At 69.9% G+C, this 16,530-nt stretch carries 20 protein-coding genes; 8 read left to right on the top strand and 12 right to left on the bottom strand.

The window, feature by feature from the left end; all coding sequences use genetic code 11:
• From ACFDS6_RS03630 to ACFDS6_RS03610, 5 genes are all read right to left on the bottom strand, one after another.
• Positions 1-520 (bottom strand): pyrroline-5-carboxylate reductase family protein (locus ACFDS6_RS03630; protein WP_375270746.1); only part of this gene is annotated, 520 nt, incomplete at its 3' end.
• Positions 521-530: 10 nt separating this feature from the next.
• Positions 531-1,049, bottom strand: coding sequence for a YbjN domain-containing protein (locus ACFDS6_RS03625; protein ID WP_246248679.1), 519 nt, complete (start codon positions 1,047-1,049; stop codon positions 531-533).
• Positions 1,050-1,089: 40 nt separating this feature from the next.
• On the bottom strand, positions 1,090-1,410 hold the full coding sequence (locus ACFDS6_RS03620; protein ID WP_375270745.1) for an accessory factor UbiK family protein: 321 nt from the start codon (positions 1,408-1,410) through the stop codon (positions 1,090-1,092).
• A gap of 22 nt (positions 1,411-1,432) precedes the next feature.
• On the bottom strand, positions 1,433-1,987 hold the full coding sequence (locus ACFDS6_RS03615) for a TspO/MBR family protein (RefSeq protein ID WP_375270744.1): 555 nt from the start codon (positions 1,985-1,987) through the stop codon (positions 1,433-1,435).
• 105 nt (positions 1,988-2,092) lie between these two features.
• Positions 2,093-2,827, bottom strand: coding sequence for a TlyA family RNA methyltransferase (locus ACFDS6_RS03610; RefSeq protein WP_375270743.1), 735 nt, complete (start codon positions 2,825-2,827; stop codon positions 2,093-2,095).
• A 235-nt stretch (positions 2,828-3,062) separates the two neighbouring features.
• Here ACFDS6_RS03610 and ACFDS6_RS03605 point away from each other — a divergent pair, with 235 nt between their 5' ends.
• Positions 3,063-3,728: an RBBP9/YdeN family alpha/beta hydrolase gene (locus ACFDS6_RS03605; protein ID WP_375270742.1), complete on the top strand. Its 666-nt coding sequence runs from the start codon at positions 3,063-3,065 to the stop codon at positions 3,726-3,728.
• On the opposite strand, the gene ACFDS6_RS03600 is transcribed toward ACFDS6_RS03605, so the two are convergent.
• From ACFDS6_RS03600 to ACFDS6_RS03585, 4 genes are all read right to left on the bottom strand, one after another.
• Positions 3,725-4,120, bottom strand: coding sequence for a hypothetical protein (locus ACFDS6_RS03600; RefSeq protein WP_375270741.1), 396 nt, complete (start codon positions 4,118-4,120; stop codon positions 3,725-3,727). The two genes, ACFDS6_RS03605 and ACFDS6_RS03600, sit on opposite strands and share 4 nt — an antisense overlap.
• 19 nt (positions 4,121-4,139) lie before the next feature.
• The gene (dxs, locus tag ACFDS6_RS03595) at positions 4,140-6,071 is read right to left on the bottom strand and encodes a 1-deoxy-D-xylulose-5-phosphate synthase (RefSeq protein WP_375270740.1); all 1,932 of its coding nucleotides are present in this window, start codon (positions 6,069-6,071) and stop codon (positions 4,140-4,142) included.
• Between the two features lie 83 nt (positions 6,072-6,154).
• Positions 6,155-6,628, bottom strand: coding sequence for a Fur family transcriptional regulator (locus ACFDS6_RS03590; RefSeq protein WP_375270739.1), 474 nt, complete (start codon positions 6,626-6,628; stop codon positions 6,155-6,157).
• Between the two features lie 56 nt (positions 6,629-6,684).
• Positions 6,685-7,071, bottom strand: coding sequence for a MerC domain-containing protein (locus ACFDS6_RS03585; RefSeq protein WP_375270738.1), 387 nt, complete (start codon positions 7,069-7,071; stop codon positions 6,685-6,687).
• Positions 7,072-7,176: 105 nt separating this feature from the next.
• Between ACFDS6_RS03585 and ACFDS6_RS03580 the strand changes: the two genes are divergently transcribed.
• The 3 genes from ACFDS6_RS03580 (at position 7,177) to rpsI (ending at position 9,391) form a co-directional block, all read left to right on the top strand.
• Positions 7,177-8,223 carry a COX15/CtaA family protein gene (locus ACFDS6_RS03580; RefSeq protein WP_375270737.1) on the top strand — a complete coding sequence of 349 codons (1,047 nt, stop codon included), beginning with the start codon at positions 7,177-7,179 and terminating at the stop codon, positions 8,221-8,223.
• 140 nt (positions 8,224-8,363) lie between these two features.
• Positions 8,364-8,843 carry a 50S ribosomal protein L13 gene (rplM, locus tag ACFDS6_RS03575; protein WP_375270736.1) on the top strand — a complete coding sequence of 160 codons (480 nt, stop codon included), beginning with the start codon at positions 8,364-8,366 and terminating at the stop codon, positions 8,841-8,843.
• Positions 8,843-9,391, top strand: coding sequence for a 30S ribosomal protein S9 (gene rpsI / locus ACFDS6_RS03570; RefSeq protein WP_375270735.1), 549 nt, complete (start codon positions 8,843-8,845; stop codon positions 9,389-9,391). Before rplM ends, rpsI begins: the two co-directional genes overlap by 1 nt.
• A 209-nt stretch (positions 9,392-9,600) precedes the next feature.
• Here rpsI and ACFDS6_RS03565 read toward each other — a convergent pair whose 3' ends face one another.
• Positions 9,601-10,041 carry a DUF1772 domain-containing protein gene (locus ACFDS6_RS03565; RefSeq protein WP_375270734.1) on the bottom strand — a complete coding sequence of 147 codons (441 nt, stop codon included), beginning with the start codon at positions 10,039-10,041 and terminating at the stop codon, positions 9,601-9,603.
• A 419-nt stretch (positions 10,042-10,460) separates the two neighbouring features.
• Entirely contained in the window at positions 10,461-11,945 is a 1,485-nt protein-coding gene (glpK, locus tag ACFDS6_RS03560; protein ID WP_375270733.1) for a glycerol kinase GlpK, read from the bottom strand.
• A 116-nt stretch (positions 11,946-12,061) separates the two neighbouring features.
• On the opposite strand from glpK, the gene ACFDS6_RS03555 reads away from it, so the two are divergent.
• The 3 genes from ACFDS6_RS03555 to ACFDS6_RS03545 are packed head-to-tail and all read left to right on the top strand — an operon-like array spanning position 12,062 to position 15,142.
• Positions 12,062-13,537, top strand: coding sequence for a glycerol-3-phosphate dehydrogenase (locus ACFDS6_RS03555; RefSeq protein WP_375270732.1), 1,476 nt, complete (start codon positions 12,062-12,064; stop codon positions 13,535-13,537).
• Positions 13,534-14,316, top strand: coding sequence for a DeoR/GlpR family DNA-binding transcription regulator (locus ACFDS6_RS03550; RefSeq protein WP_375270731.1), 783 nt, complete (start codon positions 13,534-13,536; stop codon positions 14,314-14,316). The genes ACFDS6_RS03555 and ACFDS6_RS03550 overlap by 4 nt, the downstream gene beginning before the upstream one ends.
• Before the next feature lie 10 nt (positions 14,317-14,326).
• Complete coding sequence (locus ACFDS6_RS03545) at positions 14,327-15,142, top strand: MaoC family dehydratase N-terminal domain-containing protein (protein WP_375270730.1); 816 nt, start codon at positions 14,327-14,329, stop codon at positions 15,140-15,142.
• 3 nt (positions 15,143-15,145) lie between these two features.
• Here ACFDS6_RS03545 and ACFDS6_RS03540 read toward each other — a convergent pair whose 3' ends face one another.
• Positions 15,146-15,832, bottom strand: coding sequence for a spermidine synthase (locus ACFDS6_RS03540; RefSeq protein WP_375270729.1), 687 nt, complete (start codon positions 15,830-15,832; stop codon positions 15,146-15,148).
• A 177-nt stretch (positions 15,833-16,009) separates the two neighbouring features.
• Between ACFDS6_RS03540 and ACFDS6_RS03535 the strand changes: the two genes are divergently transcribed.
• Positions 16,010-16,363, top strand: coding sequence for a DUF6481 family protein (locus tag ACFDS6_RS03535; RefSeq protein ID WP_375270728.1), 354 nt, complete (start codon positions 16,010-16,012; stop codon positions 16,361-16,363).
• The last annotated feature ends 167 nt before the right edge of the window (positions 16,364-16,530 follow it).

Below are 16,530 nucleotides of genomic sequence, written 5' to 3'. Positions count from 1 at the left end.
TGAAGCGGAACAGGAAGGCGGGGCCGGTGCCCGACAGCGCGCCCGCGACCTCGAAGGCGGATGCCTCGTCGAACCAGCGCACCAGCCCGAGCGGCTGCATCAGCCGGTCGACCGACGCGCGCGCCGGCGGTGTAGCCGAGGGCGCGTGCACCGCGACGACGCCCTGCCCGATCTCGACCGGCAGGTTGGGCATGACCACGATCGGCTCGGGTCCGGGAAAGGCGGCGCGCAGCATGTCGGCGTCGACCCCCGCCAGCATCGAGACGAGCACGGGGGCGCCCGCGACGCCGGCGGCGTAGCGCGCGGCGACGTCGCGCAACTGCTGCGGCTTGACGCCCAGGACCACGACGTCGGGCGCAGGGGCGTCGGGCAGGTCACGCGATTGCTGCACCCCCGCGGGCAGGTCACGGTCGCCGCGATTGACGACGTGGACGTTTGCGGGCGCCACCGTGCCGCTCGCGATCCAGCGGCGCAGCATCGCGCCGCCCATGTTGCCGCAGCCGATCATCCACAGACGCATTAGCCGCCCCTCACGCCTCGCCGTGCGTCTCGACCATCGCGGCGGCGATCGCCTCGGCCGGGGTCTTGCCGCCCCACAGCACGAACTGGAACACGGGGTAGAAGCGCTCGCACTCGTCGATCGCGGTCTCGATCATCAGCTCGGCGGCGGTGAGCGACAGGCTGGGCTCGTCGTCGACCGAGTCGACCATCGTCGCGTTGCGGTAGAGCAGGATGCCGCTCGACGACCAGAGCTCGAAATGGCCGAGCCAGAGCTGCTCGTTGACCAGCGCCAGCGTTTCCCAGATCGCGGGGCGGCGATCCTCGGTCACCTTGACGTCGGGGAAGGCGAGGAACTGCAGCACGCCGTCTTCCTCGCGGAACAGCGCGCGCAGCTCGTACTCGGTCCAGCTGCCCTTGATCGTGGCGGTGATCTCCTCGTCGTGGCGATCGCACGTCCAGCCGTGCGCGAGGAAGTACGACTCGAGCATCTCGAGCGGCGCCTCGCGTTCGGGTTCCATGTCGGCTTCGTCGAGCATGGCGATCGTCATCGCATATCGCCCTCGCTACGGGAAAGACCCTTGTGCAGCGTCAGAGGCCCTGCGGCTGGTGCGCCGCGCCCGCTTCGCCGCCCGTGGCGGGTGCAGCGGTCGCGGACGGCGTCTGGGACTTGCCCGCCGCCTCCAGCGCGTCGAGCCGGGCGCGCAGCGCGTCATTCTCGTCGCGCGCGGCCGCCGCCATCGCCTTCACCGCCTCGAACTCGTCGCGGCTGACGAAGTCGAGCCCGCCGACCCACTCGCGCACGCGGTCGCGCGCACCGGCCTCCGCCTCGCGCCCCACCCCGGCTAGCGTGCCGGCGGCGCCGTTCAGCAGCTTGGCCATATCGCCGAAGATTTTGTTTTCCGTCTGCATCGCGTCCGCCCTTGTTGCCCGATCAACCGATCATTTGGGATGTTCCGCCCGCCGGCACAATGGTTTCGGCGTCGGGGTTGAGCTGGACGATCTGCCAGTTGAGCACGCCGGCGAAGGCGAGCCAGGCGAGATAGGGCAGCATCAGCAGCGCCGCCGACGCGCGGACGCGCGCGAACACCCAGGTCGTCGCGGCCGCCAGCGCGAGGATCGCGGCGATCACGAGCAGCGCCACGCCGATGCGGTGCGCGCCGAAGAACAAGGGCGTCCAGGCGAGATTGAGTGCGAACTGCGCCGCGAACAGCACCGCGCCGAGCGTGCGCGACGGTGCGCCGCGCGCGGCCAGGACGATCGCGAGTGCGAAGCCGATCAGCAGGTAGAGGATCGTCCAGGCGACCGGGAACACCCAGCCGGGCGGCGTGAAGGCGGGCTTGGCGAGCGCGACGTACCAGGCGTTCTCGCTGCCCGAGGGCACGCTGCGCCCCGACAGAAAGCCGAGCAGCAGCACCAGCGGCACGACGAATGCCGCCCAGCGGACAAAGGACATCCGCAACTGGCCCTTGGATGCGATCGAACCCAATTCCGTCCCCCGTGAAGGTCGTGCCGCCGGTGCACGATCGTTGCGGTCGCGTAAACCGCCTATCGCACGGCCGCGTTCCGCGGTGGAGCAGATGACCCGATCGGATCAGTCGCGCGTGGCGGCGATCAGGAACTCGACGTTGCCGTTCGGGCCGGTGATCGGGCTCTCGACCACGCCGTGGACGTGCCAGCCCTTGGTGACGAACCAGTCCGACACCTCGGCGCAGACGCGCGCGTGCACCGCGGAGTCGCGCACCACGCCGCCCTTCCCCACCTCGTCGCGCCCGGCCTCGAACTGCGGCTTGATCAGCGCGAGTGCGCGCCCGCCGGTCCGCACGAAGCCGAGCGGCACGTCGAGCACCTTGGCCAGGCCGATGAAGCTGGCGTCGCACACCAAAAGGTCGAGCGGTTCGGGGATGTGCGCCGCGGTCAGGATGCGCGCGCTGGTCTGTTCGTGAACGATCACACGCGAGTCCTGCCTGAGTTTCCAGGCGAGCTGGTTGCTGCCGCTGTCGACCGCGTAGACGCGGGCGGCGCCGCGGGTCAGCAGCACGTCGGTGAAGCCGCCGGTCGAAGAGCCGACGTCGATCGCCACCGCGTCGGTCACGTCCCACCCGAAATGGTCGAGTCCGTGCGCGAGCTTCACCCCGCCGCGCGACACCCAGGGGTGATCGCGCCCGCGCACGTCGAGCGATGCGTCCTCGGCCAGCGCCTGCCCCGGCTTGTCGACCTTGCGGTCGCCGACGAACACCAGGCCCGCCATGATGAGCGCCTGCGCGCGCGCGCGCGACTCGGCCAATCCGCGGTCCACCAGCATCTGATCGGCACGTTGCTTCGCCATCGCCGCGCCTTACCCGCTCCGCCAGGACGTGACAGCGTTTTCATGGCGGCGGCACCGAACGGCTCGCCGCGATTGCGCCACGGCCGGTGCATTTTGCTGCGCTGCACGATTGTCCATCGGCTTAGTAGACAATAGCTCTCGCCCTGAGGCCGCGGTGGTGCCGACCCCTAGACTGCGCCGCGGCCTCGCCGAGCCGGGCGCGCATCCCGCGCGTACGGCCACGACGAGGTGACGCATGGCACGCGCGATGTTCGACCTGGCGGTCTCTCCGACGATCCTGACGGTGCCGGGGCTCGGCGGCTCCGGCCCCGCGCACTGGCAGAGCCTGTGGGAGAAGAGCCGGCCCGACACCTCGCGGGTCGAGCTCGGCATGTGGGATCGCCCGCATCGCAACGCCTGGGTCAGCAAGCTCGATCAGGCGATCGCCTCTGCGCGCGCGCCGGTGATCCTGGTGGCACACTCGCTCGGCTGCGTCGCGGTCGCGTGGTGGGCGGCGATGAGCCCGCAACCGTATGGCTGGCCGGTCGCCGGCGCCCTGCTGGTGGCGCCGGCCGACGTCGACCGCGTGCACGTCGCCGTAGAGCTGAAGCCGTTCGCGCCGGCGCCCAAGCAACCATTGTCCTTTCCCTCGATCGTCGTCGCGTCGAGCGACGATCCGTGGATCGAGCTTGACCGCGCGCACAGCCTGGCGGTCGATTGGAGCAGCCATTTCGTCGACGCGGGGGCGCACGGTCAACTCAATGCGGCGAGCGGGTTGGGACGCTGGCCGGAGGGGCTGGAATTGCTCGACCGCGTGCTCGCGGCGGCGGGCGGGCCGTACGGCGAGGTACGCTCACCCGGCGACGCGCGCGCGATCCTGTCGGCGCCACGGCGCGGCGACGATCGCCTGCCGCTCGGCTAACGCCGGAGTTGCGCGTCGACGTAGCGGGTCAGCGCCGCGACGTCGGGCAGCGCGGGGACGACGCGCGTGTCGGGGGCGGCGACGGGGCACAGGCGCGCGACGATGCCCGCGGCCAAATCCTCGATCTCGCCGTTGTCGAGGTGCAGGAAGCGCTTCAGCGTGTCTTCTGGGCGGGGAACAACCCCCTCACCGTAGAGCGGCGCGAGCGCCTCGCGGACGGCAGGCGCGACGCGCGGATCGCAGCCGGCGAACACCGCGTCGAATTCGGGTGCGGTCCACGCCGCGCGCGCCGCCTGCGCGCCGCGGACCCGGCGCACCATGGCCCAGTTCGCCCACAACAGCGCGACGACGTAGAGCGCGGTCAGCGCCGCTACCTTCTGCCACCCGGTCATGCGCGATCCGACGAAGCGGTCAGGCGCTCGCCGCCTGCCCGGCGCCCTGGCCCGCCTCGTTGTAGCGCAGCGCCTTCAGCACCGTGTCGACGATCGCGTCGGCGTCGAGCCCGGCCTGCGCGTACTGCACCTCGGGCTTGTCCTGATCCTGGAACAGGTCGGGCAGGCGCATGGTGCGGATCTTGAGCCCGGCGTCGGTCAGCCCCTCGTCCGAGGCCATCGTCAGCACGTGCGCGCCCAGGCCACCGACCGCATTCTCCTCGATCGTCACCGCGACCTCGTGCGTGGTGAGCAGGCGGCGGATCAGCGCCTCGTCGAGCGGCTTGGCGAAGCGCAGGTCGGCGACCGTGGTCGACAGGCCGCGCGCTTCCAGCGTGTCGGCGGCGCGCTGCGCCTCGGCCAGGCGGGTGCCGAGCGACAGGATCGCGACCTTCTTGCCCTCGCGCACGATGCGACCCTTGCCGATCTCCAGCAGTTGCGGCGCGTCGGGCAGCGCGACGCCGGTGCCGTTGCCGCGCGGGTAGCGGACCGCGATCGGCCCCGAATCGTGCTCGACGCAGGTGTGCACCATGTGGACCAGCTCGGCCTCGTCCGCCGCCGCCATGACGACGAAATTGGGCAGGGTCGCGAGGTACGTGACGTCGAAGCTGCCGGCGTGGGTCGCGCCGTCGGCGCCGACGAGGCCCGCGCGGTCGATCGCGAAGCGGACCGGCAGGTTCTGGATCGCGACGTCGTGGACGACCTGGTCGTAGGCGCGCTGCAGGAAGGTCGAGTAGATTGCGGCGAACGGGCGCATGCCCTGCGCGGCGAGCCCGGCGGCGAAGGTCACCGCGTGCTGCTCGGCGATGCCGACGTCGAAGAAGCGGTCGGGATAGGCGTGCGCGAACTTATCGAGCCCGGTGCCCGACGGCATCGCCGCAGTGATCGCACAGATGCGCGGGTCGGCGGCAGCCTCCTTCGTCAGCGCCTCACCGAAGACGTTTTGATACTGCGGCGGGCCCGGCGGCGCCTTGGCCTGGGTGCCGGTGATGACGTCGAACTTCTGCACGCCGTGATACTTGTCCGCCGCGGCCTCGGCGGGGGCGTAGCCCTTGCCCTTCTTGGTTACGACGTGGACGAGGATCGGGCCTTCTTCCGCGTCGCGGACGTTCTCCAGCACCGGGATCAGGTGCTCGAGATTGTGGCCGTCGATCGGGCCGACGTAGTAAAAGCCGAGCTCCTCGAACAACGTGCCGCCCATCGTCATGCCGCGGGCGAACTCGTCGGTCTTGCGCGCGGCGGAGTGGAACGGGCGCGGGAGCTTGCGCGCGACCTTCTTCATCTGGTCGCGCAAGCTCAGGAACTCGCGGCTCGACACCATGCGCGAGAGATAGGCCGAGAGGCCGCCGACCGGCGGCGCGATCGACATGTCGTTGTCGTTGAGAATCACGACCAGCCGGTTGCCCGCGGCCTCGGCGTTGTTCATCGCCTCGTACGCCATGCCCGCGCTCATCGCGCCGTCGCCGATCACCGCGATGCCCTTGCCCGGCGTGCCGGCGAGCTTGTTGGCGATCGCGAAGCCGAGCGCGGCGGAGATCGAGGTTGACGAGTGCGCGGCGCCGAACGGGTCGTACTCGCTCTCGCTGCGCTTGGTGAAGCCGGACAGCCCGCCACCCTGGCGCAGCGTGCGGATGCGGTCGCGGCGGCCGGTCAGAATCTTGTGCGGGTAGCATTGGTGGCCGACGTCCCAGATCAGCCGGTCGCGCGGGGTATCGAAGACGTAGTGGATCGCGGTGGTCAGCTCGACCACGCCCAGCCCCGAACCCAGATGCCCGCCGGTGGTGCCGACCGCCGAGATCGTCTCCTGCCTCAATTCGTCCGCCAGCTGCGGCAATTGCTCGGGGCTGAGCTTGCGGAGGTCGGCGGGAGTGCGAACGGTGTCGAGCAGCGGCGTAGCGGGAACATTGGCCATCGCGGCCGAATATACCAGGCTAATCCTCGTGTCGATTGCAACGATCTACCACGCCGATGATCAACGGGTCGGCGCGCACCGCCTCAGTTGCTGGCGGCGCTCGCGCAGTTGGCGCAGCGGCCGCGCACCTCGATCACCGGGCGCTCGGGCGTGAAGCCCGCGTCGCTCGCGGCCGAGCGCACCGCGGCGGTGATGCGGTCGTTGTCGAGGTGGGTGGTGGTGCCGCACGCGTCGCAGACGAGGAAGATGCAGTCGTGACGACAGTTGGGGTGGGTGTTGGCAACGTAGGCATTCTCGCTCTCGACGCGGCGCGCGAGATTGTTGCCGACGAACAGGTCGAGGATGCGGTACACGCTGTTGGCGGCGACGCGGCGGTCCTGCGCCAGCGACACGGCCTCGGCGATGTCATAGGCCGAGGCGGGGCGCTTGAACCCGGCGAGCGCGGTGAACACGCTCTCGCGCATCCGCGTCCACTGCTCGCCCGATTGCTCGAGCTGTGCCTGCGCCGCGCGGGTCAGTTCCTCGCCGCCGCTCTCGTGATGATCGTGCCCCGCCATGGATGCGAGGTAATCACGACGCGCGCGCTCGGCAAGCGACGCGTCGGCGTGCCCGGTCAGGCGCGACGATGCCGGTTGAGCGCGTGGCCGGCGGCGAGCACCAGCACGCCCGGGATCGTCAGCGCACTCTCCGCCAGATGGTGCGCGCCGTGCGGCACCAGCACTGCCGCCGCCATCATCGCCAGCCCCGTGCCGCCGAGCAGCAGCGGCAGCGGTCGGCCGTGATCGGCGACGCCTTTCCCGAACGCCACCGCGCCGAGCAGGATCGCGAGCACCAGCCCGACCTCGTGGATCAGCGGATTGCCGAGCAGCCCGCCCGCGGTCGACAGCAGCGCGACCATCACGGTCGTCGCGACGCAGTGCGCGACGCACGCCGCCGACAGCCACATCGCCCAGCGGTCGAGCCGCCGCACGCCGTCAGTCGAGGTGGTGGGTTCAGCCATCACGCGCCATCTAGGCCGTTCGGCCGGTAGATACAATATCACATGAGACATTTTGCCCAAGCGCCTCGTCATCGACGCTCAGGCCGATCCGCGGTATAGCGGGCCATGCTCCAGGTAACCCCCGGTTATTCCACGACCGCGCGCCCGCTGGCGATCGCGCGCTGGCTCTACGCGGTCGCCGCGCTGATCGTCGCGATGGTGATCGTCGGCGGCATCACGCGGCTGACCGAATCGGGGCTGTCGATCACCGAGTGGAAGCCGGTCAGCGGCATCATACCCCCGCTGACCGACGCGCAGTGGCAGGCCGAGTTCGCCAACTACCAGCGCATCCCCGAGTATCAGCAACTCAACCGCGGCATGACGCTCGACGGGTTCAAGGCGATCTTCTTCTGGGAATACCTCCACCGCGTGCTCGGGCGCGTGATCGGCATGGCGTTCGCGCTGCCGCTGATCTGGTTCGCGCTGCGTCGGCGTATACCGAGCGGCTACGGCTGGCGCCTCACCGCACTGCTCGCGCTCGGCGGATTGCAGGGCGCGATCGGTTGGTGGATGGTCGCCTCCGGTCTGTCGGAGCGGACGGACGTCAGCCACCTGCGGCTCGCCGTCCACCTGGTCACCGCGCTGACGATCCTGGCGGGGATCGTATGGACTGCGCGCGACCTGCGCGCACTCGCCGCCTCGCCGCTCGCGCGCCCTGCCCGGCTGACGGCGGGCGTCGCAGCCGCACTGCTGCTGCTGTTCGTGCAGATCACCTGGGGCGCGTTCACCGCCGGGCTGGATGCCGGTTACGCCTTCTCCAGCTGGCCGCTGATGGGCGACGCGCTGTTCCCCTCGGGCGTGCCGATGCTGACGCCTGCCGCGTCGAACCTCGTCGACAATCCGATCGTGGTGCAGTTCATTCACCGCTGGCTGGCGTTCGCGGCGGCGGCGGGACTGCTGTGGCTCGCGTGGCGGGCACGGGCCGCGGGACACGGGCGCGTCGCGGCGGCGGTCGCTGGGCTGGTCACGCTGCAGATCGCGCTGGGGATCGCCACGCTGCTGAGCGGGGTCGAGATCGTCGTCGCGGTCGCGCACCAGGCGAACGCGGCGCTGCTGCTGATCGCCAGCGTGGTCGCGGCACACGGGATCAGCACGCATCGCACCCGCCGCTAAGGCGCATGGTACTATAATACCCGTCAGCAAACCCGCGAAAACCTTGACTTGCGCGCGCCGCGGCGGCAATTGGCCGTCATCGACGTGTGGGCACCCGCGCCCGCGTCGCCTTTCTTTGTTCAATAAAGGTCACTAGGCCCATGAAGGCGCTGATGAAGACCACCAAGTCGGCCAAGCCGCACGAGGTGGAGAAGAAGTGGCACATCGTCGACGCGGAGGGCCTGGTGGTCGGTCGCGCGGCGGTGGTGATCGCCAACGTGCTGCGCGGCAAGCACAAGACCAGCTTCACCCCCCACGTCGATTGCGGTGACAACGTCATCGTCATCAACGCGGACAAGATCCGCTTCACGTCGAACAAGGCGGAGAAGAAGGTCTATTACAAGCACACCGGTTACGCCGGCGGCATCAAGGGCGTGACCGCGGCCAAGGTGCTGGAAGGTCGCTTCCCCGAGCGCGTGCTGGAGAAGGCCGTCGAGCGCATGATCCCGCGCGGGCCGCTGGGCCGCGAGCAGATGCGCCACCTGCGCATCTTCAAGGGCACCGAGCACCCGCACGAAGCCCAGAACCCCGAGGTTCTCGACATCGCCGGCATGAGCCGCAAGAACAAGGTGGGCGCATAATGTCCGACAATCGCCAGTCCCTCTCCGATCTCGGCGCCGCGCTACAGCAGCAGGGCACCGCCGCGCAGGCCGCGTCGGACGAGAAGGCCGACGCCTACATGGCCGGCCAGATCGACGAGCCGACGCAGCGCGCCCCACTGCGAGCGCAGGAGCTCGACAAGTACGGTCGCGCCTACGCCACCGGCCGCCGCAAGGACGCGGTCGCGCGCGTGTGGTTGAAGCCGGGTTCGGGCAAGATCACGATCAACGGCCGCGACCAGGAAACCTATTTCGCGCGCCCGACGCTGCGCCTCGTCATCAACCAGGTGTTCGGCATCACCGAGCGCGAGGGCCAGTATGACGTGATCTGCACCGTCAAGGGCGGCGGGCTGTCGGGTCAGGCCGGCGCGGTCAAGCACGGCATCAGCCAGGCGCTGACCAAGTTCGAGCCGATCCTGCGCGCCCCGGTCAAGTCGGCCGGGTTCCTGACGCGCGACCCGCGCGTGGTCGAGCGTAAGAAGTACGGCCGCGCCAAGGCACGCCGCAGCTTCCAGTTCTCGAAGCGCTAAGAACTCAACCTTCCCGGTTGTACGAGGGGGCGGTCCGGCAACGGGCCGCCCTTTTTGTTCTGCTGCTGGTTGATGGGCGGCCTCACGCCGCCAGAAGGCCCAATCGTGCTGGGCAGCGGAGCGGCCGCTTACGGGAAGGTCGGTGGCGATCGCCGGCATAGCGCGGCACCGCATTTTCGCGGTAACGATGGTTGATCGGGACAGCCGCGTTACCCCGTCACGGCAAGCGCTGCTGCGAACAAGACGGTCGACACGACGCCCAGCACGCTTCTGATCGCGTGCAGCCTTCCCCAGGAAACCAACAGTGCTCGGGTCGCCGGCCCGGCTTCCTCGGGCCCGATCATCTTTAGCCGCTTGTTGGTCGGCATGATGGCAAGCAGAGTGAACGGCCAATTGGCGAGCAGGATAAGGCTCCCCAATAGTAAAAGCAGAGTGCCCGACAGATACCAAGCGCCCATTCCGCTGAGGCTTCCGGCAATGGCTAGGCCGGACTGGATCGGCAGCGCCCTGTCGTAGCTAAGCTTCCATTGCGCGAGCAGGGGGCCATCCGCCAGTTGGAGCCGTGCCGGTTGCTCGACCAGCGTGATGTAGCCGGCCGCGCCCGTAAACAGAGCCGCACAGGTCAGAGCGGCGATGGCAATAATATTCATGAGCATTCCTCGGCATCAGCCGGGAAGACGCGAACCACACAGCCAGCGTCTTCCCAACGTATTGGGTCAACGCCGTGGCTGGGAAGAACCCGTTAGACGGGCGCAGGAGCTACCGACCTGCTACTCTATTTTCGGCACCCTCATTATGTCGCGGCGTCGGCAGAACTGCAAGTGGATGTCGCGTTTCGTCTTCCCCGATTGGGAACCTGTAGCGGGAAGTTGGCTCTGATCATCCCGCCAAGGGGCGTCCGGAGCATCGGCTTTCCAACCATCTGATCCCGATTGCTCTTTCCCGGACTTAGTCGTCGAGAATGGGAAAAGGGGTAGTCGCATTTAACCAGTGACCCATGGGGAAGACAGATCGACCGCCTGGACGTCTCGGTTCGGGCGAGAGCGGACGTACACCGACCACTTTCTTCCTACGCCAACGTCCGCCTGAGCGCGTCGCGCCAGCCCGCGATCAAGGGATCGCGGACCTGCGCCGTCATCTTCGGCTCGAAGCAATGCTCGCGCGACCAGAGCTGTTCGAGTTCGTCGAGCCCCGACCACACGCCCGTCGCCAACCCGGCGTGGAAGGCGGCGCCGCGCGCGGTGGTCTCCAGGTCGTCGGGGCGTTCGACCGGTACCTCGAGCAGGTCGGCGAGGAAGCCGCACAGCCAGTCGTTCGCGGCCATGCCGCCGTCGACGCGCATCGTCGCCGGGCGCGCGCTGCCATCCGCCACCATCGCCTTGACCAAGTCCATCGTCTGATAGCCGACCGCCTCCAGCGCGGCGCGCGCGAGATGCGCCTGCGTCGCGCCGAGCGTCAGGCCGAAGATTGCGGCGCGCGCGTCCGGGTCCCAGTGCGGCGCGCCCAGCCCGACGAAGGCGGGAACCATGTAGACGCCGTGGCTGTCGGGCACCTGGGTCGCTAGATCGTCGGTCTGGCTGGCGTGGGTGATGACGCCAATGCCGTCGCGCAGCCACTTGATCGCCGCGCCCGCGACGAAGATCGACCCCTCAAGCGCGTAGGTCATGCGCCCGTCCAGCCGGTAGGCGGGCGTGGTCAGCAGGCGGTTGCACGATGCGATCGCCTCCTCGCCGGTGTTGAGCAGCATGAAGCAGCCGGTGCCGTAGGTAGACTTCGCCATGCCGCGCGCGAAACACGCCTGCCCGAACAGCGCCGCCTGCTGGTCGCCCGCGATGCCCGCGATCGGGATGGCCGCGTCGAACAGGCCGTCGGCGGTGTGGCCGTAGACGTGCGAATTGTCGTGCACCTCGGGCAGCACCGCCATGGGTACGTTCAACAGCCGGCACATCGCCTCGTCCCAGCAGCCCTCGCGAATGTTCCACAACAAGGTGCGCGACGCGTTCGTCACGTCGGTCGCGTGGACCGCGCCGCCGGTCAGCCGCCACAGCAGAAACGAGTCGATCGTGCCGAAGGCGAGCTCGCCCGCTTCCGCGCGCGCCCGCGCACCGTCGACGTGGTCGAGAATCCAGGCGAGCTTGGTGCCCGAGAAATACGGGTCGAGCAGCAGCCCGGTGCGCGCGCGGACATCGTCCTCGGCGCCCTCCTCCTTCAATCGCGCGCAGGCGTCGGCGGTGCGGCGATCCTGCCACACGATCGCGTTGTGGATCGGCTTGCCCGTCGCGCGGTCCCAGACGAGCGTCGTCTCGCGCTGGTTGGTGATGCCGATGCCGGCGATGCCGTCCGCCCCCACGCCGCTCTTCGCGATCGCCTCGCGCGCGGTCGCCAGCACGTCGCGCCAGATGTCCTCCGGATCGTGCTCGACCCAGCCGGGCGCGGGATAATGCTGCGGGAACTCGACCTGCGCGCTGGCGATACGCTTCGCGCGCGCGTCGAACACGATGCTGCGCGACGAGGTCGTGCCCTGATCGATCGCCAGAATGTGCGTTTTCGCCATTGCCCGTCCTCTCCTCGCTCGCGTGCAGCAGTCGCCCGCTCGACGCTCCCGCGTCAACACTTTCGTTATCGCGCGCTTTCGCGTACAAGTGAAAGCGGAAACGAAAGCGACGCGCGATGAACGAACCCTCACCCATTCACGACCTGCTGATCGTCGGCGGCGGCATCAATGGCGCGGGGATCGCGCGCGACGCGGCGGGGCGCGGGCTGTCGGTTCTGCTGGTCGAGCAGGACGATCTCGCCAGCCACACCTCCTCGGCGTCGACCAAGCTGATCCACGGCGGGCTGCGCTACCTCGAGTACGGCGAGTTCCGGCTGGTGCGCGAGGCGCTGATCGAACGCGAGCGGCTGTGGCGGATGGCGCCGCACATCATCTGGCCGCTGCGCTTCGTGCTGCCGCAGACGCAGTCGCCGCGACCGGCGTGGATGGTGCGGCTGGGTCTGTTCCTCTACGATCATCTGGGCGGGCGCGAGGAACTGCCCGGCACCGACACGGTCGCGCTGGATGAGACGGTGTACGGCGACGGGTTGAAGGACGCCGCGGGCAAGGCGTTCGTCTACTCCGACTGCTGGGTCGAGGACAGCCGCATGGTGGTGCTGAACGCGCGCGACGCGGCCGAGCACGGCGCCGACATCCGCACGCGCACGCGGCTGATCGACGCGCGACGCGACGGGGCCGCGTGGATCGCGACGATCGAGCGCGACGGCGTCAGCGAGACGGTTCGCGCGCGCGCGCTGGTCAACGCGGCGGGGCCGTGGGTCGCCGACGTGATCGGACGGACGGGCGCGAACCGCAGCGAGCGCGGCGTGCGACTGGTCAAGGGCAGCCACCTCGTCGTGCCCAGGCTGTATGAGGGCGACCACGCCTTCATGCTGCAGAACCCCGACCGCCGCATCGTCTTCGCGATCCCGTACGAGGGCAAGTACACGCTGGTGGGCACCACCGACGAGCCGTGGGAGGGCGCGCCCGCCAAGGCGCAGATCAGCGCGGGCGAGACCGACTATCTGCTGGAGACCGCCAACCGCTATTTCACGCGGCAGCTGACGCGCGACGACATCGCGTGGAGCTACGCCGGTATCCGCCCGCTCTTCGACGATCAGGCGGGTAGCGCGTCGGCGGTGACGCGCGACTACGTGCTCGACCTCGACGCGGGCGAGGACCGCGCACCGATGCTGAGCATCTTCGGCGGCAAGATCACCACTTATCGCAAGCTGGCCGAGCACGCGATGGCGGAGCTGGCACCGTTCTTCCCGCGGGCAGGCGCGGCGTGGACCGCGGGCGCCGATTTGCCCGGCGGCGACATGGACGATTTCGAGCGGTTCCTGGCGCACCTGACGCGAGACCATCCGGCGGTCGCGCCCGACCTGCTGCGCCGGTTGGCGCGCGCCTACGGAACGCGCGTGGCGCGCATTCTGGACGGCGGGTTGGGCGAGGACCTGGGCGGCGGGCTGTTCACCGCCGAGGTCGATTACCTGGTCACGCAGGAATGGGCGCGGACGGCGGAGGACGTGCTCTACCGTCGCAGCAAGCTCGGCCTCCACGTGCCGGAGGGGACCGAGGCGCGGCTGTCGGCCTATCTCGCCGCCCGGTGAACCAGCCCGCCTTCGATCTCGTCGCCGATCGCCACCGCCGCATCCTGGAACTCGCGCGGCAGACCGGCAGCGTCTCGGTCGAGGCGCTGGCGGCGCAACTCGGCGTCACGCCGCAGACGATCCGCAAGGATCTGAACGACCTGGCCGCGCGCGCGATGCTGTCGCGCGTCCACGGCGGGGCGGTGGTGACGTCGGGAGTCGGCAATCTCGACCACGCGACCCGCGCCGCGGTCGCGGCAGAGGCCAAGGCGGCGATCGGCGCCGCCGCGGCCGGGCTGGTGCCCGACGGCGCCAGCCTGTTCGTCAACATCGGCACCACGACGGAGGCGGTCGCGCGCGCACTGACCGGGCGGCGCGAGCTGCTGGTCATCACCAACAATTTGAACGTGGTCGACATCCTGGCGCCGCGCGACGGAGTGGAGGTGATCGCCGCGGGCGGGCGGGTGCGCGCGAGCGACCGCGCGGTGGTCGGCGCGCTGGCGATGGACTTCATCCGCGGGTTCCGCGTCGACTATGCCGTGATCGGCGCGTCCGCGATCGACGCCGACGGCACCCTGCTCGACTTCGACGTCGAGGAGGTCCGCGTGTCGCAGACGATCATCGCGCACGCGCGCAAGGTGATCCTCGTCGCGGACGCGAGCAAGATCGGGCGCGCGGCGCCGGTGCGGATCGCGGGCGTCGACGCGATCGACTATCTGGTGACCGACTGGATCGTACCCGCGCTCGCCGCCGCGTGCCGCGAGGCGGGCGTCGCGGTGATCGAGACCGATCCGGCGTGAGGAGACATGGATGACGAGCGACTGGACCCCGGTCGAGGAGCAGCGGACCGATACGCTGGTCGCAGCCCCGCTCCGGCGGCTCGCCGCGCTGTTCGATCACGACGGTGCGCACTGGCCGCGGGATGCCCTGCCCCCGCTGGCGCACTGGCTCTACTTCCTGCCGGACGAGGCTCAGGCGATGCTGGCCGACGACGGGCACCCGCGCCGCGGCGCGTTCCTGCCGCCCGTCGACGCGCCGCGGCGAATGTGGGCGGGCGGACGCGTGACCTTCCACGCGCCGCTGCCGATCGGGGCAGAGGCGAGGCGGCGCAGCATCGTCACCGACGTGCGCGAAAAGCACGGCCGATCGGGCAAGCTGACCTTCGTCACGGTGCGCCACCAGGTCGATGTCGCGGGCACGCTGGCGGTGACCGAGGAGCAGGACCTCGTCTTCCGCTCCGCCGCCGGCCCACCCGCGGTGGTGCAGCCGGACGCTCGCGCACCGGCGGCGACGCGCGACCTGATGCCCGACGTGACGGCGCTGTTCCGCTTCTCCGCGCTGACCTTCAACGCGCACCGCATCCACTACGATCGGCCGTACGCGCGCGCGGTGGAGGGCTATCCCGACCTGGTGGTGCACGGCCCGCTGCAGGCGATGCTGCTGGTCGACCATCTGCTGCGCGCGCGACCGGGCAGCGCCCTCGCCCACTTCAGCTATCGCGGCGTGCGCCCGGTGTTCGCCGATCGCGCGCTGCGGCTCAACCTCGCGGGCAGCGCGCCGGTCGAGCTGTGGACCACCGACGCCGAGGGCTGCACCGGCATGGACGCGTGCGCGACGCTCGCCTGATCGTCACGCGCCCAGGTCGGCGCGGGGCGTCGCGAACCAGATCGTGTGCGTCGCGCCCTTGCCGTTGCTGCGCGCGCGCACCGTGCGCTCCTCGACCGCGAACCCTGCCGAGGACAGCCGCCGCGCGAACGCCGAGTCGGGCGCCGCCGACCACACCGCCAACACGCCGCCGGGCCTGAGCGCCTCGCGCGCCAGGTGGAGCCCGCGCATCGCGTAGAGCCGGTTGTTCGCCGCGCGCACCAGCCCGTCGGGGCCGTTGTCGACGTCGAGCAGGATCGCATCATACTCGCCCGGCCCTTCCGAAATCATGTCCGCCACGTCGACCTGCACGACGCCGACGCGTTGGTCGTCGAGACAGCCGCCGGTGAGTGCCGCCATCGGCCCCTGGGCCCAGGCGATGATCTCGGGCACCAGCTCGGCCACCGTCACGCGCGCGTCGCCGGGCAGCACCGCCAGCGCGGCGCGCAGCGTGAAGCCCATGCCGTAGCCGCCGATCAGCAGCCGCGGCGCGGGCCGCCCGCCCAACCGCTCGAGCGTCATGGTGGCGAGCGCCTCCTCCGACCCGCTCATCCGGCTGTTCATCAGCTCGTTGCGCTCGAGCACGATCATGAAGTCGGCGCCGCGGCGAAACAGCCGCAGGTCCTCGCCGCCCGGTACGCGCGCGGTGCCGATCAACTCTCTGGGAACCATGATGCCTGCTCGAATGTGTGGCGCAAAGGACGCGCGTTACGCGCTGGCCGACGGGTTGGCGACTGCGTTGCCCGCAATCTTTTGGTAAAATGGTCGCGGCGCGCTATATGAGGCTGGTCGATGCGCGCCTTCGGCGTGCCGGCACGTCCACTAACAATCGGGAATTCATCGAGCTTCATGGCTGCGTTCAAGGAACAGGGTTTTCAGGAGCGCGCCGCGCTCGCCGCCAAGGCCAAGGAGGCCGCGATCGCGAAACTGCGCGCGAAGGCGCCGGTCGACGAGGCGGTGCTGGCGGAACAGCGCAAGGTCGCCGAGGCGCGCGGGGCCGAGCAGGCGCGGCTCAGCGCGGAAAAGAAGGCGGCGCGCGAGCAGGCGCAGGCCGAGAAGAAGGCCGCGCGCGAGGCCGCCGCCGAGGAAGCGCGGCTGGCCGAGGAAGCCAAGCAGAAGATGCGCAAGGTGCCGACCGAGGCCGAGATGAAGGCCGCGCGCGACGCGCGCTACGCGGCGCGCAAGGCCCGGCTAAAGCGCTGATGCCGACCCGGTCGTGCCCGCGGGCACGGCCGGGTTCACGCGATCGCGCCGCCCGCTGACCGGCGCCAATTATCGCATGTGGCCTCGAAAGCGTAGCTCTCACGCTTGGCCCGGATAACACTGACGTGAATGCCGCCATCTTCCCAAAGATGGTGACCCCTACGGGA

It is taken from the genome of Sphingomonas sp. (assembly GCF_042095875.1).
Taxonomy (GTDB): domain Bacteria; phylum Pseudomonadota; class Alphaproteobacteria; order Sphingomonadales; family Sphingomonadaceae; genus Sphingomonas.
This window is presented reverse-complemented; position numbering and strand designations above follow the sequence as displayed.

Coding starts and splice junctions, on each gene's coding strand:
- ACFDS6_RS03555 (WP_375270732.1), top strand. CDS start 12,062: ATGAACGAACCCTCACCCATTCACGACCTGCTGATCGTCGGCGGCGGC.
- ACFDS6_RS03600 (WP_375270741.1), bottom strand. CDS start 4,120: ATGACCGGGTGGCAGAAGGTAGCGGCGCTGACCGCGCTCTACGTCGTC.
- dxs (WP_375270740.1), bottom strand. CDS start 6,071: ATGGCCAATGTTCCCGCTACGCCGCTGCTCGACACCGTTCGCACTCCC.
- ACFDS6_RS03620 (WP_375270745.1), bottom strand. CDS start 1,410: ATGCAGACGGAAAACAAAATCTTCGGCGATATGGCCAAGCTGCTGAAC.
- glpK (WP_375270733.1), bottom strand. CDS start 11,945: ATGGCGAAAACGCACATTCTGGCGATCGATCAGGGCACGACCTCGTCG.
- rpsI (WP_375270735.1), top strand. CDS start 8,843: ATGTCCGACAATCGCCAGTCCCTCTCCGATCTCGGCGCCGCGCTACAG.
- ACFDS6_RS03540 (WP_375270729.1), bottom strand. CDS start 15,832: ATGGTTCCCAGAGAGTTGATCGGCACCGCGCGCGTACCGGGCGGCGAG.
- ACFDS6_RS03625 (WP_246248679.1), bottom strand. CDS start 1,049: ATGACGATCGCCATGCTCGACGAAGCCGACATGGAACCCGAACGCGAG.
- rplM (WP_375270736.1), top strand. CDS start 8,364: ATGAAGGCGCTGATGAAGACCACCAAGTCGGCCAAGCCGCACGAGGTG.
- ACFDS6_RS03605 (WP_375270742.1), top strand. CDS start 3,063: ATGGCACGCGCGATGTTCGACCTGGCGGTCTCTCCGACGATCCTGACG.
- ACFDS6_RS03535 (WP_375270728.1), top strand. CDS start 16,010: ATGGCTGCGTTCAAGGAACAGGGTTTTCAGGAGCGCGCCGCGCTCGCC.
- ACFDS6_RS03580 (WP_375270737.1), top strand. CDS start 7,177: ATGCTCCAGGTAACCCCCGGTTATTCCACGACCGCGCGCCCGCTGGCG.
- ACFDS6_RS03610 (WP_375270743.1), bottom strand. CDS start 2,827: ATGGCGAAGCAACGTGCCGATCAGATGCTGGTGGACCGCGGATTGGCC.
- ACFDS6_RS03585 (WP_375270738.1), bottom strand. CDS start 7,071: ATGGCTGAACCCACCACCTCGACTGACGGCGTGCGGCGGCTCGACCGC.
- ACFDS6_RS03590 (WP_375270739.1), bottom strand. CDS start 6,628: ATGGCGGGGCACGATCATCACGAGAGCGGCGGCGAGGAACTGACCCGC.
- ACFDS6_RS03545 (WP_375270730.1), top strand. CDS start 14,327: ATGACGAGCGACTGGACCCCGGTCGAGGAGCAGCGGACCGATACGCTG.
- ACFDS6_RS03565 (WP_375270734.1), bottom strand. CDS start 10,041: ATGAATATTATTGCCATCGCCGCTCTGACCTGTGCGGCTCTGTTTACG.